Annotated in this window: 23 protein-coding genes and 1 pseudogene; 11 read left to right on the forward strand and 13 right to left on the reverse strand. The window is 62.8% G+C overall.

Annotation, left to right across the window (positions count from 1 at the left end):
• Positions 1-56: 56 nt before the first annotated feature.
• The 3 genes from QZ656_RS09645 (at position 57) to QZ656_RS09655 (ending at position 1,349) form a co-directional block, all read left to right on the forward strand.
• Positions 57-302: a CDGSH iron-sulfur domain-containing protein gene (locus tag QZ656_RS09645; protein ID WP_291993178.1), complete on the forward strand. Its 246-nt coding sequence runs from the start codon at positions 57-59 to the stop codon at positions 300-302.
• A gap of 53 nt (positions 303-355) precedes the next feature.
• A complete protein-coding gene (locus QZ656_RS09650; protein WP_291993179.1) occupies positions 356-943 on the forward strand; it encodes a malonic semialdehyde reductase in 588 nt (195 codons plus the stop codon).
• 235 nt (positions 944-1,178) lie between these two features.
• Complete coding sequence (locus QZ656_RS09655) at positions 1,179-1,349, forward strand: hypothetical protein (RefSeq protein ID WP_291993180.1); 171 nt, start codon at positions 1,179-1,181, stop codon at positions 1,347-1,349.
• An 18-nt stretch (positions 1,350-1,367) separates the two neighbouring features.
• Here the strand turns inward: QZ656_RS09655 and QZ656_RS09660 are convergent, their stop codons facing one another.
• On the reverse strand, positions 1,368-2,435 hold the full coding sequence (locus tag QZ656_RS09660; RefSeq protein WP_291991544.1) for an IS630 family transposase: 1,068 nt from the start codon (positions 2,433-2,435) through the stop codon (positions 1,368-1,370).
• Between the two features lie 151 nt (positions 2,436-2,586).
• On the opposite strand from QZ656_RS09660, the gene QZ656_RS09665 reads away from it, so the two are divergent.
• The 6 genes from QZ656_RS09665 (at position 2,587) to QZ656_RS09690 (ending at position 10,301) form a co-directional block, all read left to right on the forward strand.
• Positions 2,587-4,740: a helix-turn-helix domain-containing protein gene (locus QZ656_RS09665; protein WP_291991531.1), complete on the forward strand. Its 2,154-nt coding sequence runs from the start codon at positions 2,587-2,589 to the stop codon at positions 4,738-4,740.
• 68 nt (positions 4,741-4,808) lie between these two features.
• The gene (locus tag QZ656_RS09670; protein WP_291993181.1) at positions 4,809-5,258 is read left to right on the forward strand and encodes a plastocyanin/azurin family copper-binding protein; all 450 of its coding nucleotides are present in this window, start codon (positions 4,809-4,811) and stop codon (positions 5,256-5,258) included.
• 540 nt (positions 5,259-5,798) lie between these two features.
• Positions 5,799-6,566, forward strand: coding sequence for a phosphodiesterase (locus QZ656_RS09675; protein WP_291993182.1), 768 nt, complete (start codon positions 5,799-5,801; stop codon positions 6,564-6,566).
• A 254-nt stretch (positions 6,567-6,820) separates the two neighbouring features.
• The gene (locus QZ656_RS09680; protein WP_291993183.1) at positions 6,821-8,242 is read left to right on the forward strand and encodes a glutamate-cysteine ligase family protein; all 1,422 of its coding nucleotides are present in this window, start codon (positions 6,821-6,823) and stop codon (positions 8,240-8,242) included.
• An 11-nt stretch (positions 8,243-8,253) separates the two neighbouring features.
• A complete protein-coding gene (locus QZ656_RS09685) occupies positions 8,254-9,297 on the forward strand; it encodes a M14 family metallopeptidase (protein ID WP_291993184.1) in 1,044 nt (347 codons plus the stop codon).
• 53 nt (positions 9,298-9,350) lie between these two features.
• On the forward strand, positions 9,351-10,301 hold the full coding sequence (locus QZ656_RS09690; protein ID WP_291993185.1) for a hypothetical protein: 951 nt from the start codon (positions 9,351-9,353) through the stop codon (positions 10,299-10,301).
• Between the two features lie 224 nt (positions 10,302-10,525).
• Here QZ656_RS09690 and QZ656_RS09695 read toward each other — a convergent pair whose 3' ends face one another.
• The 9 genes and pseudogenes from QZ656_RS09695 to QZ656_RS09735 form a co-directional block, all read right to left on the reverse strand.
• Positions 10,526-10,981: a hemerythrin family protein gene (locus QZ656_RS09695; protein WP_291993186.1), complete on the reverse strand. Its 456-nt coding sequence runs from the start codon at positions 10,979-10,981 to the stop codon at positions 10,526-10,528.
• Between the two features lie 215 nt (positions 10,982-11,196).
• Positions 11,197-11,720: pseudogene (locus QZ656_RS09700) on the reverse strand (alpha/beta hydrolase fold domain-containing protein).
• A complete protein-coding gene (locus QZ656_RS09705) occupies positions 11,645-11,830 on the reverse strand; it encodes a hypothetical protein (protein ID WP_291993187.1) in 186 nt (61 codons plus the stop codon). Before QZ656_RS09705 ends, QZ656_RS09700 begins: the two are co-directional and overlap by 76 nt.
• 59 nt (positions 11,831-11,889) lie before the next feature.
• Positions 11,890-13,119, reverse strand: coding sequence for an aminopeptidase (locus tag QZ656_RS09710; protein WP_291993188.1), 1,230 nt, complete (start codon positions 13,117-13,119; stop codon positions 11,890-11,892).
• Entirely contained in the window at positions 13,103-13,828 is a 726-nt protein-coding gene (locus QZ656_RS09715; protein WP_291993189.1) for an alpha/beta hydrolase, read from the reverse strand. Before QZ656_RS09715 ends, QZ656_RS09710 begins: the two co-directional genes overlap by 17 nt.
• A gap of 254 nt (positions 13,829-14,082) precedes the next feature.
• The gene (locus QZ656_RS09720) at positions 14,083-15,474 is read right to left on the reverse strand and encodes a patatin-like phospholipase family protein (protein WP_291993190.1); all 1,392 of its coding nucleotides are present in this window, start codon (positions 15,472-15,474) and stop codon (positions 14,083-14,085) included.
• Positions 15,475-15,764: 290 nt separating this feature from the next.
• Positions 15,765-16,652 carry a 2-dehydropantoate 2-reductase gene (locus QZ656_RS09725; protein WP_291993233.1) on the reverse strand — a complete coding sequence of 296 codons (888 nt, stop codon included), beginning with the start codon at positions 16,650-16,652 and terminating at the stop codon, positions 15,765-15,767.
• Between the two features lie 378 nt (positions 16,653-17,030).
• Positions 17,031-17,654 (reverse strand): 3'-5' exonuclease, encoded by a 624-nt coding sequence (locus QZ656_RS09730; RefSeq protein ID WP_291993191.1) that lies wholly within the window; start codon positions 17,652-17,654, stop codon positions 17,031-17,033.
• Between the two features lie 67 nt (positions 17,655-17,721).
• Positions 17,722-18,207, reverse strand: coding sequence for an MEKHLA domain-containing protein (locus tag QZ656_RS09735; RefSeq protein ID WP_291993192.1), 486 nt, complete (start codon positions 18,205-18,207; stop codon positions 17,722-17,724).
• A 1,404-nt stretch (positions 18,208-19,611) separates the two neighbouring features.
• Between QZ656_RS09735 and QZ656_RS09740 the strand changes: the two genes are divergently transcribed.
• On the forward strand, positions 19,612-20,832 hold the full coding sequence (locus QZ656_RS09740) for an IS110 family transposase (protein ID WP_291991569.1): 1,221 nt from the start codon (positions 19,612-19,614) through the stop codon (positions 20,830-20,832).
• A gap of 129 nt (positions 20,833-20,961) precedes the next feature.
• Here the strand turns inward: QZ656_RS09740 and QZ656_RS09745 are convergent, their stop codons facing one another.
• The 3 genes from QZ656_RS09745 to QZ656_RS09755 all read right to left on the reverse strand — a co-directional run bounded on the left by QZ656_RS09745 (position 20,962) and on the right by QZ656_RS09755 (position 23,196).
• Complete coding sequence (locus QZ656_RS09745) at positions 20,962-21,372, reverse strand: hypothetical protein (RefSeq protein WP_291993193.1); 411 nt, start codon at positions 21,370-21,372, stop codon at positions 20,962-20,964.
• Positions 21,373-21,704: 332 nt separating this feature from the next.
• Positions 21,705-22,526 carry an IS21-like element helper ATPase IstB gene (gene istB, locus QZ656_RS09750; protein WP_291993031.1) on the reverse strand — a complete coding sequence of 274 codons (822 nt, stop codon included), beginning with the start codon at positions 22,524-22,526 and terminating at the stop codon, positions 21,705-21,707.
• Positions 22,519-23,196 (reverse strand): hypothetical protein, encoded by a 678-nt coding sequence (locus tag QZ656_RS09755; RefSeq protein WP_291993234.1) that lies wholly within the window; start codon positions 23,194-23,196, stop codon positions 22,519-22,521. The genes istB and QZ656_RS09755 overlap by 8 nt, the downstream gene beginning before the upstream one ends.
• On the opposite strand from QZ656_RS09755, the gene QZ656_RS09760 reads away from it, so the two are divergent.
• Entirely contained in the window at positions 23,088-23,585 is a 498-nt protein-coding gene (locus QZ656_RS09760; protein ID WP_291993194.1) for a DUF5372 family protein, read from the forward strand. The two genes, QZ656_RS09755 and QZ656_RS09760, sit on opposite strands and share 109 nt — an antisense overlap.
• Positions 23,586-23,742 lie beyond the last annotated feature (157 nt).

Below are 23,742 nucleotides of genomic sequence, written 5' to 3' on the forward strand. Positions count from 1 at the left end.
TCGGCAGCAAAGCGCGCTCACCACCCTTGATGAGCGGCAACAATCCGGAGAAAAACATGAACGCGAACACCCCGAACATCGCCCAGAAATCACCCTACGCCGTAGACGTCGAAGCCGGCAAGACTTACTGGTGGTGCGCCTGTGGTCAGAGCAAGAAGCAGCCGTTCTGCGATGGCAGCCACAAGGGCGGCGCCTTTACACCGCGCGAGTACCAGGCTGAAGAGTCGGCTACCGTCTATTTCTGTGGCTGCAAACACAGCGCCAAAGCGCCCCTTTGTGACGGTAGCCACAAGAACGTATAGGACTGCCCACAGCCAACCCGGCAAGCACTGCCGCATTCCGCCAAGGAGAACCCATGCCAGCTTTGAGCACCGAAGCGCTCGATCAGCTTTTCGTCGAGGCGCGCACCCACAACGGCTTCGCACCGGAGCCGATCCCCGAAGCGACGCTGCGTCGCCTCTACAACCTCATGAAGTGGGGCCCGACGTCGATGAACTGCCAGCCGGCACGGCTGGTTTTCGTGACCACCGGCGAAGGCAAGGAAAAGCTCGCGCCGGCGCTGTCGCCCGGCAACCTCGACAAGACCCTGGTCGCTCCGGCAACGGTGATCATCGCCACCGACACGCGCTTCTACGAGCACCTGCCGACGCAGTTCAAGGCCTACGACGCGCGGCCGACGTTCGCCGGCAACGCCGAACTGGCGACCAGCACGGCTTTTCGTAACGCCACCCTGCAGGGCGCGTATCTGATCCTGGCGGCACGCGCTATCGGCCTCGATTGCGGCCCGATGTCCGGCTTTGACGCCGGCAAGGTCAACGCCGCGTTCTTCCCGGACGGTCGCTACCAGGCCAATTTTCTTTGCAACCTCGGCGTTGGTAACCCGGCGGCGCTGTATCCGCGCGGCCCGCGGTTGAGTTTCGAGGAGGCGTGCGAGATCGCCTAAGGGGTGGCTTTGGCGGGTCAGGACCTTCGCACGTCTCGGGCTGCGACCGCCGCGCAGCCGTTCGTTCGTCACCCGGCGTTACGCGGGCAGTGGCATTGATTGGCGTCCGCGCGAATTCGGCGAATGCGACCAAAGGCGACCGGAGGCCTGCTCTGTCCGGCCGCGCAGGCCGTAACCTTGGCCGCGACGCGCTGTCTGATCAAGCATTACTACGTGATAACCAGAGGTGAACGCCATGAATGAGAAGATGCTGCAGGGGAGTGACCATCGCGTGCTCCGTGCGACGGCGCGGCAATCGGCCGCTCGGCCAACTTCAGATTTCCTGATCCCGGCCGGGAATGTAGGTAGAATTCCGGAATTGCACGTGGCACTTTATTTTGACGGCCATGATTTTCTTATGGCATAAACCAAGCTTCGCTAGTGTTTAATTGCATAGATTAACGATAGTATTCCGCAGCTGCGCGCCCTTGACCTCTCGCTTTCGCCAGGCGAATGGGGCGGCGTTCTGGTTGTAAGCCGCGGTGAAGCTGTGAATGGCGGCAACGAGTTGATCCAGGCTCGAGAAGCTGGCGTTTCTCAGGGTCTTGCGCTGGAAGATGCCGAACCAAATCTCCACTTGGTTTAGCCAACTGGCGCTGGTGGGCGTGAAGTGAAAGGTGACGTTGGGGTGAGCGGCGAGCCACTCGTCGTTTTTCTTGTGCGTGTTGAGGTTGTCCAAGATGACGTGGATCTCACGGTCGACGGGTTCATCAGCGATGGTCTCCTCCATGAAGGCCTGGAAATCAGCGCGCTTCTTGGTTAGGGTAGTCTTGCCTCGAATGACGCCGGTGGCCACTTCGAGGGCGGCGAACAGGTTGACCGTGCCATGGCGTTTGTAGGTGCTTTTCAGTCCCTGAACCACCTTTCCGCTACTGGTTTGGACATAGCCGCGCCGACGCTCCAGAGCCTGGATCGAGGGTTTCTCGTCGACGCTCAGGACCAGCGCGTTTTCAGGTGGGTTAAGGTACAACCCGATGACATCCGCTGCTTTGGCGGCGAACTCTGGGTCCGTGCTCACGCACCAGGAGCGATGCCGCTGCAGCTGGATGCCCTCCCGACGCAACACGCGCCACACGGCATCGTCCGATACTTCCAGCGCCTTCGCCAGCGAACCACCATCCCAACTTGCCATACCTTCCGGCGGTGTCCGTTCGAGTTGCGCCAGAATGCGGTCACGCAGATCCTGCCCGTACTTCGCCGGCTTGCCCGGCCGCGCAGCATCACGCAAGCCCGACAAACCATGCTCGGCAAAGCGCCGACGCCACAGCCCCACCGTGTTCGCACGTACGCCAACTGCGCGGGCAACCTCGTCGTTTCGCAGACCCTCCAAACAACCCAGCACGATTCTCGCTCGCTCGGCCAAGCGAACCTCGCCACTGCGACTCCGTGACATACGCTCCAATTCCTCCTTCACCTCCGCTGTGCAAGACAGCGCCACCGCCACACGTCCCACCACATCTCCTCCACCACGAAGCAATGGAGAAGCATGATAGTTACTACCGGTTAATAATGCAATTAGACACTAGGAGTGCAAGGAGGAGCAGACGTTGAGGCAATCGTGGCTTCCAGGGTTTCCGGATGGTGCGCAGAAAGTGGGAGAAGGGTTGGCGATTCTGGAGAAGGATGGCCAAGCGATCTACTTTGTTGGGGGAGACAATTACTTCTCGCACCCCGTAGGAGACGACGCTGGCCGCAGGTTCGCTCTGACCAGCCTGATGGAGAACGGGCACGTCAAGGCGGTCGAACTGGAAAGGCCACCGCTGTGCATCCCGCACCGCACGCTGATGAACTGGGTGGGACAAAGCCGCAAAGCCGGGCCATCGTCTTTCTTTCGACCGGCGGCGGCGAGCCGGCCGCGGATCATGACGCCGGACAAGAGTGCCGAATGCGCGCGGCTGTTGAGCGAGGGAAAGCGTCCTGCCGAAGTGGCACGGCAGGTGGGCGTCCAGGAGTCGACGCTGCGCAAGGCGATCCGGCGCCAGGGCGTGCCGCAGTTGGCCGCCTTGCCGCAAGAGGCAGGGGAGTTGGAAGCGGCGAGCACCAAGAGTGAGCGCAGCCGGGCGGATGCGGAAGCCGCCGCGGGGATGGGCACCGCCTGCACGCGCGCCGACGAGCGGATCCAAACGGCGCTGGGATTGGCGACCGGTGCGACGACGCGCTTCGAAGCGAGCCACGATGTGGCGATGGGGGGGCTGTTGGCCGGCTTGCCGGCCTTGTGCGCGAACGGGCTACTGACCGGCCTGGATCGCCATCTCAAGCTGCCCCGGGGATTCTACAGCGCCTTGCACATCCTTCTCGTCCTCGGCTTCATGGCCCTGGGGCGAATCAAGCGGCCGGAACATCTGCGACAAACCTCGCCCGGAGAACTCGGCAAAGTCATCGGCCTGGACCGGGTACCGGAAGTCCGCACCCTGCGGGAAAAGGTCCATCTGCTGGCCAAGACGGGTGACCCGGCAGCCTGGATGCGGGATCTCGCGAAGCTCTGGATGGAAAGTGAGCCAGAAGAAGCGGGTTACCTGTATGTCGATGGTCATGTTCGGGTGTATCACGGCGAGCAGGCCAGGCTGTCGAAGCGCTACGTCTCGCGCGAACGCCTGTGCCTGCGGGGCACCACCGACTACTGGGTTAACGATGCCCTGGGTCGCCCGTTCTTTGTGGTTTCGCAGCCGCTCAATGACGGACTCGCCGAGACCCTGCTCAAGGACATCGTCCCCCAACTGCTGGAGATTGTCCCGGGACAGCCGACGCCGGCCGAACTGGACGCCGACCCGACCCTGCACCGGTTTGTCATGGTCTTCGATCGGGAAGGGGCCACCCAGAGTCTCCTCGGCAGACTCTGGAAACAGCGCATCGGCGCACTGACCTACCGCAAGAACGTCAAGGACCTCTGGTCCGAAGAGGTGTTTCAGGAACAGGAAGTCCATCTGCCGGCAGGCGGCAGCACCGGGATGAAACTCGCCATGCGCGAAACCCGACTCGGCACAGGCGATGGCAGCCTGGCCGTGAGCGAAGTTCGTCGGCTGACCCAGACGGGACATCAAACAGCCGTGATCACGACCGCCCGGCAACTCGGAAACACCACCATCGCTGGGCGGATGTTCGCCCGTTGGTGCCAGGAAAACTACTTCGCGTACATGATGGAACATTATGATATTGATGGGCTTATCGAGTACGGAGACGAATCTCTTCCCGGCACTCACCAGGTCGTTAACCCCCGCTGGCGGGAACTCGACAAGGCCGTCAGGCAAACCCGCCAGAGCGAAAGAAAACTGCAGGCCGCAATCGCCAGGACGGCCTTGAACGACGGTGGCGAAATCCAGAAAAACGCCGAGTCTGTCGAAGCACTGCAGGCCGTTCAGGAGGAGCTCAAGCGACTTTGCGCGGCGCGCAAGGCAAGCCCCCGAAAGGTGACGATCGACAGTCTGCCCGAGGCCGAGCGACCGACCCAACTGCCGCCGCTGAACAAGATGCTCTGCGATACCGTGAAAATGGTCGCCTACCGGGCCGAGACCGCCATGGTGGCGCTATTGCGCCGCCACTTGAAGAAGGAGGACGACGCACGTGCGCTCATTCGCGAATTGTTCGTTTCTTCCGCTGACATCGAACCGAACGCGCTAGCCAACACCCTGACCATCAAAATTCACCGGATGGCCAGCCCAGCTCATGATCGCGCTATCGCCGCGCTCCTCGAGGAACTCACCCTGCAAGATTTTCCGCATCCGGAAACCGGGGCAAGAATGACCTTCACTCTTGTCTGAAGTGCCAACCCGGTTTCCTCCGAGATCAGGAAATCTGAACTTGCCTCGGCCGATGCTCGGGGCGGGGAATGGCGCGCGTGCAGGCAGTCGCTCGCGTGCTGGCCCTGTTCTGTGCGCTTGGGGTTGCCGGCGCGCATGCCGAAGACATCGTGATCCGGATGGTCGACGCGTCGCCGGAGGGTCCGTTGGCCTTCGAACCGGTTTTCGTCAAAGCCAGGGTCGGAGACACGCTGGTGTTCAGCCCGTCGAGCAAGGGACATACGACCGAAAGCTTGCTCGTTCCCGATGGCGCTGAAGCGTGGAAGAGCGGGTACGACAAGGAGACACGGATCAGGCTGGCGAAGGAGGGTATCTACCTCTACGGATGCGAGGCGCACCTCAGAATGGGCATGGTCGGTGTCGTGCAAGTCGGCCAGCCGGTCAACCTCGACGCCGCAACAAAGTTCGCCAACGCGGAAAGTGCTCGCTTCGTCATGAACAAAGATCGGTTCTCGACGGCATTGGCGCAGATCCGCTGAGCCTTGCGTGGTGGTCGCGTCGCCTGGCATCCCGGCCGTAGTCGCGTCGCGGCATTCCGGGGTCGCATCGACGCGCCGGCTATTGGCTGCCCTGCAGGCCGGCGGTGAGGGAGATGCGAAGAGCTTAGCGGGGCAATCAAGCGATATTTGCCAGCTTTTTCCGGCACCCGCTACCCCCTGATCAGTATCGCCGAGACAAACTTGCCGTCGCCCTCTCGACCTGCGGCTCAAACAGGCGGCAGGCTCAGTAGTACGCGGTCCGAGTGGCCGAAAGCTTCCGCAAGACGCGCAGCCAATCCGCGGCCGACGGGTGCAAGCGACTTCCGCGGCGCGGCGTAGTCGCTAGCGGCGATAAGCAGGCTACGAGGCAGGCCTGCGATCATGGCGCACGGCGGCAAATGGCTGCTGTTCGACCGCCTGCCAAAGCGAGCCACGACAGTAGCGCATGGCAGGGTTTCCGGGCTGAAACGGAGGCGAGAAGCGAGAATTCGCTGTCTACGTTTTATGCGGCGCGATCAGTTTTTTTGCTAAGCTCCGGCAATGAAAATCGTTCAACTTTCAGATCTTCATCTGTGCAGCGAACCGCTCTACGGATCGGTCGATACGCTGGTGGCGCTCGACCGGGCACTGCGACGCGTTCTGGCGACAGCGCCGCCGGAATTGCTGCTGATTACCGGCGATCTGGTCAGCAACGGTACCTGTGAAGAGTACCAGCTATTGCGCAGTCGGCTCGCTGCGCTGCCCTTTCCCTACGCGCTGTTGCCTGGCAATCACGATCGTCGCGCCGGCTTGCGCGAGGTCTTTCCGGAGCAGGCCTGGAGTGACGACGTGCTGTGCTGTCAGCGGCTCGATCTCGGCAATGGCACATTGTTGCTGCTCGACACGGTGGTTCCCGGTAAGGAGTGGGGTGAAGTGGCGGCGCCACAGGTGGCCTGGCTCGATGCCGCGTGCCCGGCGAACAGGCCGGTGTTGCTCGCGCAGCACCAGCCACCTTTCGACGTCGGTATCGCTGGCATGGACGCCATACGCTGTCGCGGTGAAGATTTCCTGGCGCAATGGTTGGCGGCGCACGAGCGGGTTGAGGCGCTTCTTTGCGGGCACGTACACCGCTTTGTCAGCAGCAGCTTCGCTGGCCGGCCAGCCAGGATCGCCCCATCACCGGCGCACCAGATCGCGTTGCAGGACGGGCCGCTGGCCTATACGCTCGAACCGGGGGGCTATCTGGTGCACGACTGGTTGCCGGGTGAGCGCCTGCTGACGCACTATGTGCCGGCCGAGATGGAGCCAGTTCACGTGTACCGGCATTAGGCCAGCAATGGCCATGCGAAGGTGACGACGAAAGCGGCTCGAGTCTTGCCGGCATGACCGCCAAAGTCTCGTTCGCGACTGCCAAATCGCCCGTCTTCGCAGGGATAGCGAAGCGACTATTGGCGCTCGGCAGGAATAAGCAGCGCTTGCCGCCGTCGTGGCGACGAGAGCGAACGTGATCGACGGCAGGCGACGATGAATCCGGCTCGGCTAGCGAACGGAGCGTTGCGTAGCGCACTTTGAGGGGGTGGCCGATGGGCAAGGAGATTGGCAGCGACGGCTTCACGGCGGAAGATTTTGCCGGTTTCAGCCAGCGCCTCGAGCTGGAAACGCAGCACGCACGCGACGCTTACGCGAACGGCGAATTCGCCAGTGTCGGCGTCGTCGCGGGCTTCGAGCTCGAGGCCTGGCTGATCGATGAGCACTTTTTCCCGGTGCCGCGCAATGTGTCGTTTCTGGAACGGATGGACAGCCCGTTGGTGGTCCCCGAGTTGTCGATGTTCAACGTCGAAATCAACGGCACGCCGCAGGAATTGCGCGCTACAGCACTGTCGCAGCTCGAAAGCGAACTCACCGCTACCTGGCAACAGTGCCGACGCGTGGCCGCCGACCTCGGGGCGTCGATCATCGCCATCGGCACGCTGCCGACGCTGCGCGAACGCGACCTGTCGCTGGCCAGCATGTCGCCGTTCAAGCGTTACGCGGCGCTCAACGAGCAGATCCTGCGCATGCGCGGCGGCCGGCCATTGGCGCTCGACATCGCCGGCATCGACAGGATCTCCCTGACCCATGCCGATGTGATGCTCGAGGCGGCGACGACGTCGTTTCAGGTGCACCTGCAGACGCCGGCCAGCGAGGTCGCCCGCACTTACAACGCGTCGCTGATTCTCTCTGCACCGCTGCTTGCTCTGGCCGCCAATTCGCCCTTCCTGTTCGGGCGCGCGCTGTGGCACGAAACGCGGATCCCCTTGTTCGAGCAGACCGTCGCCTGCTGCGAGCCCGGCCATGCCGAACACACGCGTGTCACCTTCGGCTCGGGCTACCTGGGCAGTGATCCGACCGAGTGTTTCGCCGAAAACCTGTCGTCGTATCCGGTGCTGCTGCCCTTCAACGAACCGGGCCCGGTGCACTCCTACGCGCATCTGCGTTTGCACAACGGCACCATCTGGCGCTGGAATCGACTGCTGATCGGCTTCGATCGGGACGCTGTGCCGCACTTGCGGGTCGAGCAGCGTGTCATGCCCGCCGGTCCCAGCGTCATCGACATGATGGCCAACGCGGCCTTCTATTATGGTGCCGTGCGGATGCTTGCCAGGCAGGCGATCGCGCCTGAAGCGCAGTTGCCGTTCGCGGTAGCGTGCGATAATTTCTATCGTGCGGCACGTTATGGTCTGGAGGCACAGTTGCAGTGGTCGAACGGCCGCCGTGAAAACGTCGCTGAACTGCTGCTGCGCGAACTCTTGCCGCTGGCGCGCGAAGGTCTGGTCGAACTCGGTCTGGCGTCCGCCGACATCGAGCGCTACGTCGAGGTGCTCAGCGAACGTCTGCGAAGCCGCCAGAACGGTGCCGCCTGGCAACTGGCACACTACGCGAAATACCAGGATTTCTTCCGGCTCACAGCCGATTACCTTGACCATCAGAGCCGTCTCACGCCTGTGCATGAGTGGCCGATATAAGCCCTCCCTTTATGTTGACCGTACTCGAAACCCTGCCGGATAGCTTTCTGCACACGCCGGCTCGCGAACTCCACCGGCTGTTCTCCGGCCCGACGCTGATTCATCTCCCTGGACGACGCGAGGCGCCATTGCTCGTCTCTGTCCTTCTGCACGGCAATGAAGACAGCGGCGTGGTAGCGATGCAGAGGGTCTTGCGAAACTACACCGATCGGCAGCTGCCGCGGGCCTTGTCGCTGCTGGTCGGCAATGTCGCGGCGGCCCGCGTGGGCTTGCGGCGGCTCGATCATCAACCCGACTACAATCGCGTCTGGCCCGGTACCGAACTGCACGGAACGGCGCCCGAGCACGTGGCGATGAGCGAGGTGCATCGCATCATGCAGGCCCGTGGGCTCTTCGCCAGCATCGATATCCACAATAACACCGGCATCAATCCACTCTATTGCGTGGTCAATAGCCTTGATCAGTCTGTCCTCCACCTGGCCTTGCTGTTCTCGCGTACGGTGGTCTGGTTCCGCGGCCTGGCGGGCTCACAAACGACGGCGTTTTCACCACTTTGCCCATCGCTTACGCTGGAATGCGGCAAGGCCGGCAAGCCGGCGAACGAGGAGCACGCGGCGAACTTCATCGACGCCTGCCTGCATCTGGCGCAGTTCCCTTCACACGATGTGCATGAGCATGACATCGACCTCTATCACACGGTGGCTACCGTGCGCATACCGGCAGCGGTATCGTTCGGATTTGGCGATGCGCTGGCCGACATTGACTTCGACCCGCGGCTCGATCATATGAACTTCCGGCAGCTCGATCCCGGAACGGTCTTCGGGCGCACGCGCGCGGCTTTGCCGCTCGACGTCCGCGATGAGAGCCAACGTGATGTGACCGATGAGTTTTTCGCCTGCGGCGACGGCACGATCAGTCTCCGGCGGGCGTCAACGCCGGCGATGCTGACTCTCGATGCACGTGCCGTGCGGCAGGACTGCCTTTGTTATCTGATGGAACGAATTCCGTTCCCGCACTCGGCCAGTGCCGCTCGCCTGTGGTGCGATCGGCTGTAGCGCCGGCTGGCGGGGTTGTCTGGTTCTGGCATTCAGAAGAATCGGAGAAAGCCATGCATGCATGCACGAACAAGGCGCTGCCAGCCATACGCGTTTCCGGTCGGACGCGGCTGACGTTGCCGCTGGTCCTGTTGGCGCTGCTCGGTAGCGGCCATAACGCCGTCGCCGACAGCTCTGGAGCAGGTCTCGCGTCGTATTACGACCAGCATATGGCGATCGTTGGCGGCACGGCTTACGGCTGGAGGGGCAACGGCCGGCCGACGGCGATGATTGCCGATGCCGTTCAGGTCGGCGTCGGCAAAGACGCCTACTACGCCCTGCGCAAGGACCGCACGCTGCTGTACTGGTGGGGCTCGTCGGCCAACGCCACCTTGTTGATGCGCGACGTGGTGAGCTTCGCTGCCGGCAGCTCGGGGTGGTTGGCGATCAATCGGAGCGGCACGCTGTGGCAGGGTGCCGGCCGCGAGCCGCCACGAAAGATCGCCGAAAAGGTCATCGCTGCCGCCGTTGGCGACGGCACGGACTACTACATCAATCAGGCCGGCGATCTCTACGTTCGTGGTGCCGCCAATCGGGGTCAATATGGCGACGGCCGCCTGGCGGCGACCAGCGAATTCGTCAAGACGGCCGCACAGGCGCTGGCTGTCAGAGCGCATACCGGTCATGCCTTGTATCTCGACAAGGGCGGGCAAGTGTTCGGGACCGGTGGCAATATCCATGGACCGCTGTCTACACACGGTCTGGGCGACAAGGCCACTTCCTGGGGCGTCATTCTCGGCGGCGTCAAGGGAATAGCCACCGGCGAATCGCATTCGGCGGCAATTCTCGCCGACGACTCGCTGTGGGTGTGGGGCAGGGGTTTTGCCGTCGAGCCGACGAAGATCGCCGAAGGCGTGGTCACTGTCGCCGCCGGCAACGGAACAACGATTGCCCAATCGGCCGACGGTACGCTTCGCTTCTGGGACGGTGGACGCGGGCCCCGCCAGATAGATCTGGGACATTAAGATGAAGGTCGCGTCAGCGATTCACCAAAGCTCTTCCCCACGTTGCAGGTGAAGCGCCGTGCGGGAGACGGGGAATACACGGCGCGTGCGTCCAGCCCGTCGAACGATTCCGGCGTGGAACGGTAAAAGCTGCGGAATGCGCACTACAAGTGGAGGAAAACGGTCGTGACGCGTCTCGAGTGGTCACGACCGATAGCGATCGCCGACCGGCGGCGATCATTCAATCAGACGCGCGCCGAGAAAGAGTGGTTGGCGGCCGGCCAGGGCATGGCTGGATGCGCGAAGTGACTGGACTGCAGGGCTTGCACGAAAAGCCGGTCGTCTTCACTGATGTGACGTTCGAACCAGTACTCGGCGTAACGCAGGAAGGCATGCGCGTCGTTGCCGCCATTGAGGACGTCGCCGAAGGCCTTCCATAACACGCGCAAGGTGCTCGCGTGAATCTTGGCGTGGTCGGTAAAGTCCAGCCCTGCTTCGCCGGCGAGTCGCTCTTCGGTCGCAAAATGCTGCTCGAAAAGTTCGAGCAAACCGTGGAAAGCTTCAATCGGTACATAAGAACTTTCGAAGCAGGCGGTCTTGAGCGATTCGATACGGGTGAAAATTTCTTCGTGCTGGGCGTCGATTTCTGGAAAATCGACCATTAAAGCCTCGGGTAAGAACGGGGAAGAGCCAATCTCCATTACAAGTCTCCTCTGGAAAGGTCATGGCGTTTCTTGTTATTCAGAGAGTATAGGAATGAAACGCGCAGAATTCCAGAGAAATTTCATTTAACTCAGAGACGTGCCGCTGCGACAGGACTGCTTTTTGAGCGATGGTTCGCCGAAGCAGCGCAGCCGGTCTTCGACGATGCGGGTCTCGTGGTGCGTCGGCCAGCTGCGCTTGCCTCCCGGTAGCGTCAAGAGCGAGTGGTCCAGCCGGTGCGCTGACGCACGAAGCGCGCGATGTGGTCGACCGCCAAGCCGGCTTCGGGAAGAAAGTGCGCAATCTGAAACGCGTGTGGCACCTCGGGCCAGATTTCGAGCTCGACATCGACGCCTGCCGCATGCGCCTTGTCGGCTGCGCGAACCGCTTCGTCGCGCAGCATTTCGCTGCTGCCGGCTTGCAGCAATAGCGGTGGAAAGCCGCGGAAATCGGCGAACAGCGGCGACACTTCGGGATCGACGTACTGGTGCGGCGATTGCACGTAGCAGCGCCGCAGGACCAGCAGCGTCCGCAAATGGAGAATCGGGTCCTGGCCGTCATAGTCGGCCATGCTCGGGCTGGTCATCGTGCAGTCGAGTGCTGGCGAGAGCAAGACCGCGCAGCTCGGCAGCGCCTCGCCGGCCGTCTTGCCCGGTGGATGGTCACCAGCGCCAGATTGCCGCCGGCGGAATCGCCGGCGAACACGATGCTGCGGGGATTAAAGCCCTGCGCCAGCAGTGCTCGGTAAACGCGATGGCAGTCATCCGGCGCAGCAGTGCGTTCAGCGCGCGCATTCGCCAACTGGGACGCAGCTGGATGGTGTGGTAGTAATCGGTTTGGTCGTGCATGGCTAGGCATGGTACAGGCTCTCTGCTGGTGCCGGCACCGAGCGTGGCACGGCCGTGCCTCAACGCCTGTCGCCCACCGTGCCGGCAGGCGGCGGCAATGCTCGTCGGCTTGACGACGGGTCTGGCTGACAGGCACCGCAGCCGCTTCTGGCAAGGATCAAGGCGCCTTCGGCCTGGTCGTCGGCGCCGTACCGGGATTCAGCGGCGGCGGCGACAATCTGCTGTAGGGCATCGCGCCTGGCGTCCTTGTCGAGCGCCGCCAGCGCGGCGACGCGTCGATAAAAGAGTGGCAAGTCATGATTCTGCTGTTCGAGCAGTGCCGCGAACGCCGGTACCAGCTCGCTGTAAAGAGAGAGCGAGGCAAGCTTGGCGTTGTTCAGGTCGTCGCCAAAGAACTGATCGTAGCCGGCGTAAGCTCCCCAGCTGACTTTTAGCACGGCGTAGTCGCGCCGCAGCGCCGCGAGCAGCTCGGCCTTGGCGTCGCGTTGCTCGCTGCTCGAGCGGGCGGCTCCATAGCGCGCAACGAACTGCTGGCGGTAGTCGTGTAGCAGGGCCATCAATTCTGTCTTGCGTCGCTTCTGCGCCGTGAAGGCGGCGCGCGCCTCGGGCGTTGCGTTCGTCGCCAACCAGCGCCGCATCCCTTCGTCCTCGACAGCGGTGGCGAAGGACTCGTTGAACGACGTGTCGCCGGCCACGAAGATCTGCTGGTGTGCCAGCTCGTGAAACACCGTGCGCGCCACTTCGAGCGTCCCGAGGCGCAGGAAAGTGTTCAGCACCGGGTCATCGAAATAGCCAAGGGTCGAGTAGGCCGGTACGCCGGCGACATAAGTGTCATAGCCGTCCTGGCGCAGTTGTGCGGCCAGCCTTTCGGCATCGTGCCGATCGTAGTAGCCGCGGTAGTTAACGCAGCCAACCATCAACAGGCACCACGACCTGGCTTGCAGAGAAAACTCCGGTGCAGCGAAGACATTCCACACCACGTAGGGGCGTCCGAGGTCGGCGTAGCGGCGATAGCTGCCGTTGTCGGGTAGCGCCAGCGCAAGGCTGGCAAAATTGCGTATCGCCTGTACGTCCGCCAGCTTCTCCTTGAGCGCCGGATCGCTGGCCGGATCGTCAATGACTTGGTCGATCGGTTGCGCGGCGCGCATTACCGCCAGGTGGCCGCTGATCGCCTGTGCGTAATAGCTGACGTTGCTGCAGCCGGTCACGGTCACCACCAGGGCCAGCGACATCGCCGCCAGCAGCGCCAACGGTGTCCGCCAGAAAGGAGTTCTAGGCCTGCTGAGCATGGAGAAAACGACCGGACGCCAGGAACGACGCCACTTGCACGCCACAAGCTCGGGAAGCGAGCATCTCCGAGTGTGCGACCGGCAGGGCGACGAGATCGGCGGCACCGGCTAATCGTGTTTCCGCCAGCGCCACGACGCCGTCGTTGGGCCGTGGCAAACCCGGCACGACGCGGCCCAGGCCGACGCTGCGAGTTCCCGCCAGCACGCCCACTTGCGGTGATTGCGGCGCGGCAGCGGCCAGCGGCCCGCGCGATAGCCATTCCATGATCGAGCGCCCAAGCAGCGCGCTCATCCCCACCACGCTGGCCAGTCGCCGCGCGCAATGGCTGTCGCGGCACGGTGTGCCGAGCAGGACCGCGCGGCGTAGGCGTGGATCCGGGTCGTGCGCCAGCATCTCGAGAATGATCAGGCCGCCGAGGCTGTGGCCGACCAGATGAATCTCGGGGGCGCTGGTCGCCGCGATGAGGCTGCGCAGCCGCGTGGCGTTCTCAGACAAGGTGGCGCGGACGCTCGGGTAGGCAAAGCGTAGCGTCCGGTAGCCCGCCTGCTTCAGCCAATGGCTATGCACGGCAAAAATGGCCGCCGGTGTCCACAGGCCGTGCACCAGGATCACCGTTGCGCCTGCCGGTCTGGGTGGCGATGACGTTCCGGGATGTTCGCGGCGTTCGTGCGTCGTTGCGCAGTCCTCCAGAAGGGGGCGTTCCTTCACGGCGTGTTGGCAAGCTGACGGGGGCGCGGCATTCAAGGGTTCCAGATCGATCGCAGCTTGTGCCGTTTGGACGGAGGCGCGCCGTCGCGACGCGTACTCCTCATTGGCCAATCCCTGGTCGCGTCGCTTGAGCACAGAGTCTAGCGCAGTGCTGTAGGCGCTGGTCGATACTGATCGCGCCGTGGCGTCGGCCTCGGCGCGCGCAGTGCCAGGGTGCCCACTGCCAGGCGCCCGGACGCTTTACTGGCAAAGCCTCACGGCGTCGGCAGCGTGTAAGGAAGATCGCTCACGAAGCGCAACGCGCTGGCGTAGCCGACGTCCATCTTGTCGACCAGGTAGCTTGGCGAATTGACGATCCGCGCTCCGGCGGTCAGCGGCTGCAGCTCCGTCGGCAAATGTATGCAGCGGGTCGTCACCGGCCGATAGACCTTGGTCATTTCGGCGGCCTTCGCTTCGGCGGTCGCGAAATAGTCCGGATGCGCGACGCCGTTGTTGAACGCTTCGAGCAGTGCGACGTCACCGCCGTTCAAGCGCTCTATCAGTTTCTGCCGCAGGTCTTGCAGACGGCCATCATCGAGCAGCCGTTCCGACTGCAGCCAGAGATTGACCTTGCGGATGAAGTACAACTGCTGCTCAACGAGCGCGTTCTGCCAGAGTTCCTCTTTGCGGTCCTGGCGAGCCTCGTGTGTCTCGGGTTCGCTTTCGCACTTCTTCGGGAACACCTCGACCATCCAGATCTCGTCGATACGCGAGTCGATCAGCTCCTTCATCGGCGGATTTTCGGCCCAGGCGCCGTCGAGGTAGTGGCCCTTGTGCTTGATATTCTTGAGGCCTTGGATCTCCTCTATTCTCGTCATTCCGTTCAGGTCGTCGAGTGAGCCCGACGCCATCAGCGCTTTGCTCATGTACTCGGCGCCTACCTCGATTGCCCTGCTGCGCGCGCCGGCGATCGCCTGCTCACGCTCCATATTGTTGAGTCGTTCGCTCAGTGCGATCTCGAAGGCTTCCAGCAAGGCGTCGAAAAGATCCTCGTCATCGATCACGACGATTTCGCCGCGATGGATCTCGGTGGTGCTGACCAGCAGACGTGTGCGTCGTTCATCGTTATTGAAAGCGCTCCTGGATCGGTCGCGCCAGTCGTCGAGTGACTGTGCCAGCTGCTCCTGCACGTAGCGCTCGTAGAGTAGTTGCATACACTCCTTGGGCTGGACATAGTCCGCCACCCAGCGCTCGAAAGCCTGGTGCAGTTTGGGAACGAACATCAGCTCCTTCCACAGGTGGAAGTAGAACGGGTTGAGCGACCACTGGCGGTCGAGGAGCTTCAGGAAATCGCCGGTCTGCTGGTTTGGAATGACGCCGGTCGCATTCGCCAGCCACTGTTGTTTGAGTTGCTCTGGAAGCTCATTCACCGTGCCGGCGAGCTGGTGTTTCCAGCACATCGCGGCGACCAGCGCGCCGGCCGAGGTGCCCGAGAAGGCGCCGATCCGGTCGAAGATCTGGCGCTCGATCAAGGCCTTGACGACTCCCGTGCTGAGCGCGCCAGCGAGAAAACTGCCACCCTGAAAACCCAGCCCGATGCGTTCGGGTGGGACCCGAAGCGCCGGCGTCGGTGCCTTGCGGGATTTCTCGATGGTCATCGTTGTCATTTTCCTTCCTCCCAGGTTTGCAGACATTCGGTTCGCGGCCAAGATGGCAAAGCGCCGCGACTCAGGATCTTCGATTTGCCCTCGGCGCCCTGTCTTTCAGGACGTCAGATTTCATATTGCATCGCAACATGCGAAATAGCGAGTGCACGTTAGCTATGACTTAAGCTAAAACTTTAATTATGTGGCGCGCCGCAACAAGGATAAGGGGGTGATTGACCTGCTCGGGCGACGGTGCGGCGGCCGCGCCGCTTCGCGCGGTCAGTGATAGCACGGCAAGTGCTTTCGACGCGCTACCGCGATTCGAGTAGCTTGACCAGCGCGTACAGCGCACGATTGGCGGGCGTCGGGATGCCCAGCGCTTGGCCCTGGCGGAGGACGTAGCCGTTGAGATGATCGATCTCGCTGGGCTTTTGGCGCGCCAGGTCCTGCGCGGTTGACGACAGCTGCCCAGGCATTGTGTGCGCGATGCGCTGCACGGCTTGCCAGATGTCGGGAGCGACGGTGATCCCGGCAGCCTGGGCGACCGCGAGGCATTCGTGCACGACGTCGCGCATCAGCGGCTCGACCTCCAGCCCCTGCACCAGGCGACCATACGGCAGCTGGCTGATTGCCGACAGGGCGTTATAGGCACAATTGACGATCAGTTTGGCCCATAGCGCACCGACGACGTTGTCGGAAACCTGTACCGGCACCGCGGCCTCGGCAAACAGCTTCGCCAGGTCGTCGCCGCGTGCCGAGGCTGCAATGACCAGTTCGCCTCGTCCATGGTGCTTGAGCCTGCCTGGCCCAACCATCTCGGTGGCGACGTAGACCACCGCCGGTGCGACGTCGCAGCGCAGCAGCGCTTGCAAGCGTTCGGCATTATCAACGCCGTTCTGCAGGCTCAGGACGACGGCGTCAGGGTCAAGCTGCGGTGCCATCGCCGCTGCGGCGCTCTCGGTATCGGTGGATTTGACGCAGCAGAGCACCAGCTTGGCGCCGGCTACGGCGGCGGCGTCGGTACTGGCCTGAACCGGCACGTACTCATGGAATGACTGCGTATCCATGAACAGGCCATCGCGATAGATCGCGGCCACGTGCTGCGGACGGCCGATCAAGACCACTGCGTGGCCGGCGCGGGCCAGCATTCCTCCGTAGTAACAGCCGACGGCGCCGGCACCCATCACGGCAATTTTCATGGTCCTCCTGACTGCGATGCTTCGGTTGACCGCTGCTCGTCGCGTACGCGGGTCGCAACGGCTTCGGGGGCTTGTCTTGTGTCTTGCTGCTCGGCGCGACTCGGCGTTGCGAATGACCGCCTCGAGTTCGTGAATCAGCCCGCTCATCGTCGCTTGCCAGCCGCCATTGTCGATGTTCGTTGCCTGAAATCGCAGCAGCGCTTGCTGCGCCTCCGGTAGTTCGGCTTCGCCCAGCGGTCGGATGCCCTCGACGAACGCGGGGAAAATCGCTCGCCGGTTCGCGAGCACGCTCGCGATCGCGCGGCGAACGTCGTCGTCGGCGGCGTCCAGACACGCTCGCCCGGTGACGATCACGCCGGCTGTGCACGCGCGCGGCGGTTACGCCGCACAGGCGCGTCGCTTGAAAGCATCTACGCACCTGCCGAGACTCTTGCACGGGGCGCTCTGGATGCGCTGCATCAGTTCCAGCGACACCTCGGGCAGGGCGAAGTCGCGCTGCAGCTTGTGCTCCATCCGCAACCACAGCAGGGCGGTCATTTCGGCGTCGGCGAGCGCGCGGTGGTATTGGCCGGTGACCGCGATGCCGGCGTGGCGGACCAGCGTTACCAGGCGGTGATTGTCCGCTTCGGGATAGATTCGGCGCGCTACTTTCATTGAACAGAGGAGTCCGCCGACAGGCGATTCGCCAATGCGCTCGAGTTCGGCGGCCAGGAAGGCGTGGTCGAAAGACGCGTTGTGGGCCACCAGCGGGCGCCCGCCGACGAAGGCGAACAACTGCCGCATCACCGTCTCGGCCGCCGGCGCCTTGCGGATCATCGCATTGCTGATGCCGGTCAGTTGCTCGATGAAGGGCGGAATGCTGCGCCCGGCGTTCATCAGGCTCTGGTAGCGGTCGACGATTCGTGTTTCATTGATCACCACCGCCGCGACTTCGGTCGCCCGGTCGCCCAGCCGTGGCGACAGGCCGGTGGTTTCAAAGTCGATAATCACCCGCTCACGCATCTCTGCTCCCGCCCGCAGCGCCTTGCTCGCTATGCATCCTTGTTCGATTGTTCACCTCGGTAGCCCTCTACAGGTAAGACCATTTGTCGAATACCGCGGCTTGGCCATGGTAAGCACCGCGATCATCGATGACGTTCCAGACGACAGCGTCTTCAATCAGGAAGCGCCGCCCGGACGATGAAATTCGTACGCCTGCGTAATCGTCGATGTAACCATGCTGGCTAACGCGTGCCAGAAGCCGCGCACGCTCGGCACGGTTCGCGGCTTCTGCGGACTTCCTCGACGGCAAGGCGGTAAAGTCGTCCCAGGTCATCTCGAACAGTTCGAGAGCGGTCTGGTTCGCGAAGTTGAAAACCGGATCCGCCTGGGTGCCGTGCGAAACCAGCGCAAACGAAGCGTTGAACAGGATCGTTGAACACGCACCTGCAGCGAGTGCCAGCAGGGGTTTGCCGGTGAACCGCTGGTAACTGCCGCAAAGTAGCTCGGTGTGCTGGCGACCGAAATCGTCGGGAAAAAGGAAAGGATGCTTTCTTGACGGATGATGTTCGGTCATATCTTTCTTGCCGAGTCGAACAGGGTTGGCAGCGAAGAACCTGGGCGCGCCAGACGTATGTCTGGTTTCTATCACAGGATCGCTCGCAAGTCATTGAGAGAGCAAAGCCAAATTCCGCGATAGGAATTCTTGCCGACCTGATGCCGGGGCTCTGGCCTGCGCTGGAGCACCGCAAGGCGCGAGTTAGCCTGCGCCAGAGCGTGCCGAAGGTCGCTTAGCAGTCAAAAGCTGGGCGCGAGGATGCCCCATGGCATGCTGAAGCGAATTCTGGCCGAGCCGATGTTTCCGGCGTATCGAGAAAGAATGGCCGCTTGCTCTGGAGGACTTGTCATGGCCTGTGCGAAGTTACGGATACGAAGGCTGTGGATCGTTTTGACGGTCTCTGCGGCAGCCTTCACTACCCACGAGCCGGCATGGCGCACAACCTTGTACAGCCGATGAAACAGACGCCAGCGAACGGTAACGACGTTGTGGCGCTACCCGGCGGTGTCGAGGGCGGCATGCTTGAACAGGACGAACTGCTTGTGGGTGATGACGCCGATGCGGAAGAAGGCGGCATTGGCGGCAAACTGTCCGCAGGGCATGCGCTCCATGCCGAAGCCAATCGTCAGTTCCGGGTTTGTGTCGTTTCGTGTGGAACGGGGCCGATGCCTGTGCCGAGCCCTTCGGGCGCCCCCACCCCTGACCCCGCCCCCGAGGGCGGGGAAGTCCTCGCCGCCGGACGGGCTCGAGGCCTGGCCGCGAAAAAACCGCAACCAGCCCCAAGCCCTTGAGCTTACTAGCGTTTCTGGCGCAGTAAAGGGTTCGCTTCGCCGGGCTTCGCCCGCCCTTGACAGCGCCTTCAACGCTCGCAACGCCGCTGGTCGGGGTGGCCATGTCTGCGCAGCCACACAGGTCGGTTGTCGCCGGTTCCACACGAAACGACATAGACCCTCAGTTCCTTGATCGCGTTCTCGGAAGTGTCGCCGCGATGGCGATACCAGATCAAGGTGTCTGCGTAAGGCCGGACCCCAGATCAAATCCCATTCAAACCCCGTGCGTCGATACCCGGCGGCGCTTATCGATCCGTCGTCGCCAATCCCTGCTGCGCTTCGCTTGCCAGACGACGGTTTGCTGCGCAAAGCGTTCGCCGGGAGTGTTACGTCCGGCCCTAACGGTCATTGCGTGAGGCGGCTCGCGCCACCCCGGATGATGAAAGAAAATACGAGTGGGTGGAAACGGCAGAGGTCGAGCAATGAGATGGTGGTTGGACCCCGATGCCTAACGTGACCCGCTGAACCGACTCGTACCCCGGATTGCCTCGTAGAGAGCGCACGGTAAAAAGGCCGCAGGGGCAACCCTGCAGGTTGTTTCGGTCAAGCGCCGTTCCCACCCGTTCGTGACTTTACGGGGAAGGAGTAACGGATGGAACTGGCGAAACTGTACAAGCGTGTCGTCGGGCTGGACGTTCATCAGGCGAAGATCACGGCCTGTGCGATCACGGAAGATGAGGCCGGCCAGACGAGTGTCGAGTTGGCCGAGTTTGGTGGTTTCAAGCGTGACCGCCAGGCGATGGCGCAATGGGTGGCCGCTCACGGCGCCGAGATGGTCGTCATGGAGAGCACCGGCATCTACTGGAAGAGTCCGCATGCGGCGCTGGAACAGGTCGGGATCGTGGCGACGGTGGTCAATGCGCGGCACGTGAAGACCGTACCCGGCCGCAAGACGGACTGGGCGGATGCGCAGTGGCTGGCGATGCTGGCGCGAGCCGGCATGCTACGCGCGTCCTTTGTGCCGCCGGCACAGTTTCGGGCTTTGCGCCACGTCGGGCGACAACGCCAGCAGCTGGTCGGCATCCTTTCGAGCGAGAAGAACCGCGTGCACAAGATCCTCTCCGACGGCGGCATTCGTTTGTCGGTGGTGGTGAGCGACATCCACGGCGTCGCCGGGCGGGCGATGGTCAAGGCGCTGATCGCCGAGCACTCTCCCGCCGAGGTGTTGATGCTCGCCGGCAACCGTCTCAAGGCCGACCGTACGGAACTGCTCGACGCGCTCGACGGCGAACTCACCGCCGACCACCGCTTCGTGCTGCATGAATTGATCGCGCACGTCGAGGAGCTCGAACGCCGTATCGATCGTTTCGACCAGTATCTGCTCGATCAACTGACACCCTACCGAAGCACGCTGGCATTGATGCAGACCATCCCCGGCATCGACGCCGTCGGTGCCGCCTTGCTGCTGGTCGAGATCGGTAATGACATGAGCGCCTTCGGCTCGGTTGATCGACTGGCCTCATGGGTGGGCATTTGTCCTGGCAACAACGAGTCCGCCGGCAAGCGAAAGACCGGACGGATACGAAAAGGTAACCCCTGGGTCCGACGCCTGCTTTGCCAGTTCGCGCACGCGGCCAGTCGGACGCGATGTGCTTTCAAGTCCAAGTTCGAGGCGCTTCGCTTGCGACGAGGGCATAAGCGCGCCATCGTCGCCATCGCCCACAAGATTCTCAAAACGGTCTTCCTGTTGATCAGCCGACAGACGCACTACCGGGACTCGGCAACCGACTTCGAAGCCCTATCTGTTGCACGCAACGCCCCTCGCTGGTTGAAGATGCTCAAGAAGCACGGTTTTATCCCCGCTGCCGCCTGAGCTACTCTTCCCGCCTGTTGCTCTCAATGGCATCAAGTGCCAGAGATTCGCTCGCCTTCAGGAGGGTGTTCTTTCACGGTAATCCAGACTCCTCGGCCCAAGCTTTTCGAGCAACGGTGTCCGGTTGCCTCATAGGTATGCCAATAACAATGGCCGCAGCTGGGCCTCATAAAGCGCCTGCGAGGCCGGTTTGTGAAAACAGTGCTTGAAGAAGCGCAGGACCTGGCGGCTCACCTTCGAGGTGTAGCGGAATACCGGGGTGCTCCAGTCGGGGCGATCGGTTCCGTCGGTCGCGGAGGTCTGGCGCCGGTCCTGCTTGCGCAATGCTTTCTCGTCCTCGATTCCGTGCTGACCCATTTTGCGGTGCAACAGCAGGGCCACCAGGAGGCTGGTGACAATCGCCAGCGCCTCGACGCTCACGAAACCTGACCCTTTTTCGCTCACTAGAACGGATCCAGGAGATGCGCAGGAGTCGGCCATCTGCGCGATGCCGGCTGTGATCGAATGAGGTTTTGTGGCGGCGCGGCGGCGCGGCGACACGCTCCGTCCGACGGGGATTTTTTTGACGGTAAATGGATGCGCTTGGCGCGTGCGGCAGGGAGGCCTCGGAGCTGGGTCAAGGGCAGGCTGCGGCTTTTTGCAGCCTGGCGAAGCCTCCCTTGACGCCGCGGAGGGGCGCGAGACTGAGGGGTGGCAGTAAGCGCGGCAGTATCGGGCTTACTGCCCTGGAGACGGGTGTTTGCGTGGATCGAATTCGCGCCGATCGCCGTTTCAGCTACTGATTATGGTGACCCTCCCGGCGGCGGTCAGGGCGCGAGCGGGCGAGCAGCTCAGCCGCCGGCGAGCGATCCAGTGCACACGCCGCCGCGCCTTCAGGACGCCGCGGACTCGTTCGTTGGGGCGATGCTCCTCGACGCCGAGCCTTTCGCCGCCGCTACCGAGGCCGCCGTCGCGATCGTCGGGGCGCTTCCTGGCTCGCTGCGCAGAGAAGGTCCGCTCAAGCGCAGGATGATGCAACGATGCTGAAGTCGGTCGAGCAGCGCATCGACGAGCGGCTTCCTCTGAAACAGCTCGTACCAGTCGGGCAGATCGAGATTCGTCGTGATCAGCGTTGACAGCCCCAGGCTATAGCGCTGATCCATCAGGCGGAAGAAGGCGTTGACCTGTTCCGGCTTCAGGTTGAGGTAGCCCAGTTCATCGATGGCGATCAGCGGCATGCGGCACAACTGGTTGAGCAGGCCCACCGTCGAGCGATCGGCAAGCGAGGCATACAAGGCGTCGAGCAAAGCCTGCGCGTTGAAGAAGCGTGCGCGATAACCGTTCAGACACGCTTCACGGAGCAATCCCAGCGCGATCCCGGACTTGCCGGTCCCCGGCGGACCGATCAACAACACGTTCTCGCCCCGGCGCAGGAATTCCAGTCCGGCCAGCGTCATCACCTGCGCCTTGTTCACGCTCGGCTGCCGCGCAAACGGAAACGACTGCAAGGTCCACGGCCAAGGCAAATGCGCCTGGCTCAGGCGATAAGCCAGACTCTTCTCACGTCGGGCCGCGTCTTCCGCGCCGAGCAGACGGAAGAGCACCTCCGGAACCGGCGTCCCCTGGCGCTCGGCCAAATCGAGTTCCGCATCGAGCACCGCCGCCATCCCCGACCAGCGCATCTGCCCAAGCAAAGCCTTCAGACGCTCACGCATCATCACCTCCATCGTCGAGATTGAAGAAATCCCCCGCCACCTGCTGCAGGATCATGTGCTCCAGGCGACCCATGTCGAACAGACCGAACTGCAGCGCCTGTGCCACGGCTGCCAGCAAAGGCTCCTTCGGATAGGTCCGCTTGAAGTCCAGCAAGCGGCGCAGCGGTCGCACCCCCCGGCCATGCGCCTGCCGGACCAGCGCGGCGACATACGCATCGAGCAGCGGGTCGTGCCCCTGCAACAATGTCGCCTCGCGAGGCGGCGTGCGCGGCCGCGGCTGCGGGGTCGGGTGATGCCCGGGGAGCTTCTGCTTCGTATCGCGCACGCCAAGCAGGCGGGCATGCACGGCGAGCAGTTGCTCACCCCGGCAGACCCTGACCTCGGTGGCATACAGATAGACGCTCAGCGCCTTGCCCACCCAGCGCTCGGGCACCGAATAGCGATTCGTCTCAAGCGACACGAAGCCCTGCAGATCGACCACCCGCTCGACGACTTGATAGACCGGCGGCAGCACCGCCGGCAGCGGCTGCAGGCAAGGCCTCTCGACGGCGTAGGCGGCGCTTGGCGCCACCCCCAGAGCGCGCTTCGGTTTGGCATTGGCGACGTTCTCGCACCAGGCCAGCACCTGCGCGTTCAGGTCGGCGAAATCGCGGAACGTCCGGCCGGCCAGGAAATTGCCTTCGATCCAGGAAAAAGGTCTTTCAATCCTCCCCTTCAAATGAGCAGCCGACTGCACGTGATGCAGTCGATGGGCAAGAAGTCTTTCAGGTCACCCATCCCTTCCACCCCCTCTTCGGACGCGAGTTCGTTCTGATCGAGCGGCGCAATGCCTGGGGCGAGGAGCGCGTCTACTTTCACGATGACAGTGGCCGGGTACGCCGCCTGACGGCCGCCTGGACCAACGCGGTTGCGCCAGATCCGTTCGAGAGGGTGTCGGCCGGACGCTCGCACTTCCGCGTCGACCACCTCTTGCACCTCGTGGCGCTGATTGCCCGCCAGAACGAGGCCAAGGGTGCCCTCAGGGCGCGTCCGCGGTCGCGGAAAGTGTCAAGTAAATAATGCCGTCGATGTAAAGACAATTATGCCTTGTTTGACGAGGCCAGGCTCGTGGTCCGGCCTCTAGAAGGCGTATTGGCGGGCATATAGTGGATAATAATCCTTGGGTTATCGTCAGATTCTCACAAATATCCCTTGACGTCGTGCAATGTTTGACATA

The sequence above is a fragment of the Candidatus Accumulibacter sp. ACC003 genome (assembly GCF_907163085.1).
Taxonomy (GTDB): Bacteria; Pseudomonadota; Gammaproteobacteria; order Burkholderiales; family Rhodocyclaceae; genus Accumulibacter.

Excerpts from the sequence above, each read along its gene's own strand:
- QZ656_RS09655 (WP_291993180.1), top strand. The coding sequence starts at position 1,179 with ATGAATGAGAAGATGCTGCAGGGGAGTGACCATCGCGTGCTCCGTGCG.
- QZ656_RS09730 (WP_291993191.1), bottom strand. The coding sequence starts at position 17,654 with ATGCGTGAGCGGGTGATTATCGACTTTGAAACCACCGGCCTGTCGCCA.
- QZ656_RS09735 (WP_291993192.1), bottom strand. The coding sequence starts at position 18,207 with ATGACCGAACATCATCCGTCAAGAAAGCATCCTTTCCTTTTTCCCGAC.
- QZ656_RS09670 (WP_291993181.1), top strand. The coding sequence starts at position 4,809 with ATGGCGCGCGTGCAGGCAGTCGCTCGCGTGCTGGCCCTGTTCTGTGCG.
- QZ656_RS09690 (WP_291993185.1), top strand. The coding sequence starts at position 9,351 with ATGCATGCATGCACGAACAAGGCGCTGCCAGCCATACGCGTTTCCGGT.
- istB (WP_291993031.1), bottom strand. The coding sequence starts at position 22,526 with ATGCGTGAGCGTCTGAAGGCTTTGCTTGGGCAGATGCGCTGGTCGGGG.
- QZ656_RS09705 (WP_291993187.1), bottom strand. The coding sequence starts at position 11,830 with ATGCACGACCAAACCGATTACTACCACACCATCCAGCTGCGTCCCAGT.
- QZ656_RS09695 (WP_291993186.1), bottom strand. The coding sequence starts at position 10,981 with ATGGAGATTGGCTCTTCCCCGTTCTTACCCGAGGCTTTAATGGTCGAT.
- QZ656_RS09675 (WP_291993182.1), top strand. The coding sequence starts at position 5,799 with ATGAAAATCGTTCAACTTTCAGATCTTCATCTGTGCAGCGAACCGCTC.
- QZ656_RS09710 (WP_291993188.1), bottom strand. The coding sequence starts at position 13,119 with ATGCTCAGCAGGCCTAGAACTCCTTTCTGGCGGACACCGTTGGCGCTG.
- QZ656_RS09725 (WP_291993233.1), bottom strand. The coding sequence starts at position 16,652 with ATGAAAATTGCCGTGATGGGTGCCGGCGCCGTCGGCTGTTACTACGGA.
- QZ656_RS09685 (WP_291993184.1), top strand. The coding sequence starts at position 8,254 with ATGTTGACCGTACTCGAAACCCTGCCGGATAGCTTTCTGCACACGCCG.
- QZ656_RS09650 (WP_291993179.1), top strand. The coding sequence starts at position 356 with ATGCCAGCTTTGAGCACCGAAGCGCTCGATCAGCTTTTCGTCGAGGCG.
- QZ656_RS09645 (WP_291993178.1), top strand. The coding sequence starts at position 57 with ATGAACGCGAACACCCCGAACATCGCCCAGAAATCACCCTACGCCGTA.
- QZ656_RS09680 (WP_291993183.1), top strand. The coding sequence starts at position 6,821 with ATGGGCAAGGAGATTGGCAGCGACGGCTTCACGGCGGAAGATTTTGCC.
- QZ656_RS09740 (WP_291991569.1), top strand. The coding sequence starts at position 19,612 with ATGGAACTGGCGAAACTGTACAAGCGTGTCGTCGGGCTGGACGTTCAT.
- QZ656_RS09720 (WP_291993190.1), bottom strand. The coding sequence starts at position 15,474 with ATGACAACGATGACCATCGAGAAATCCCGCAAGGCACCGACGCCGGCG.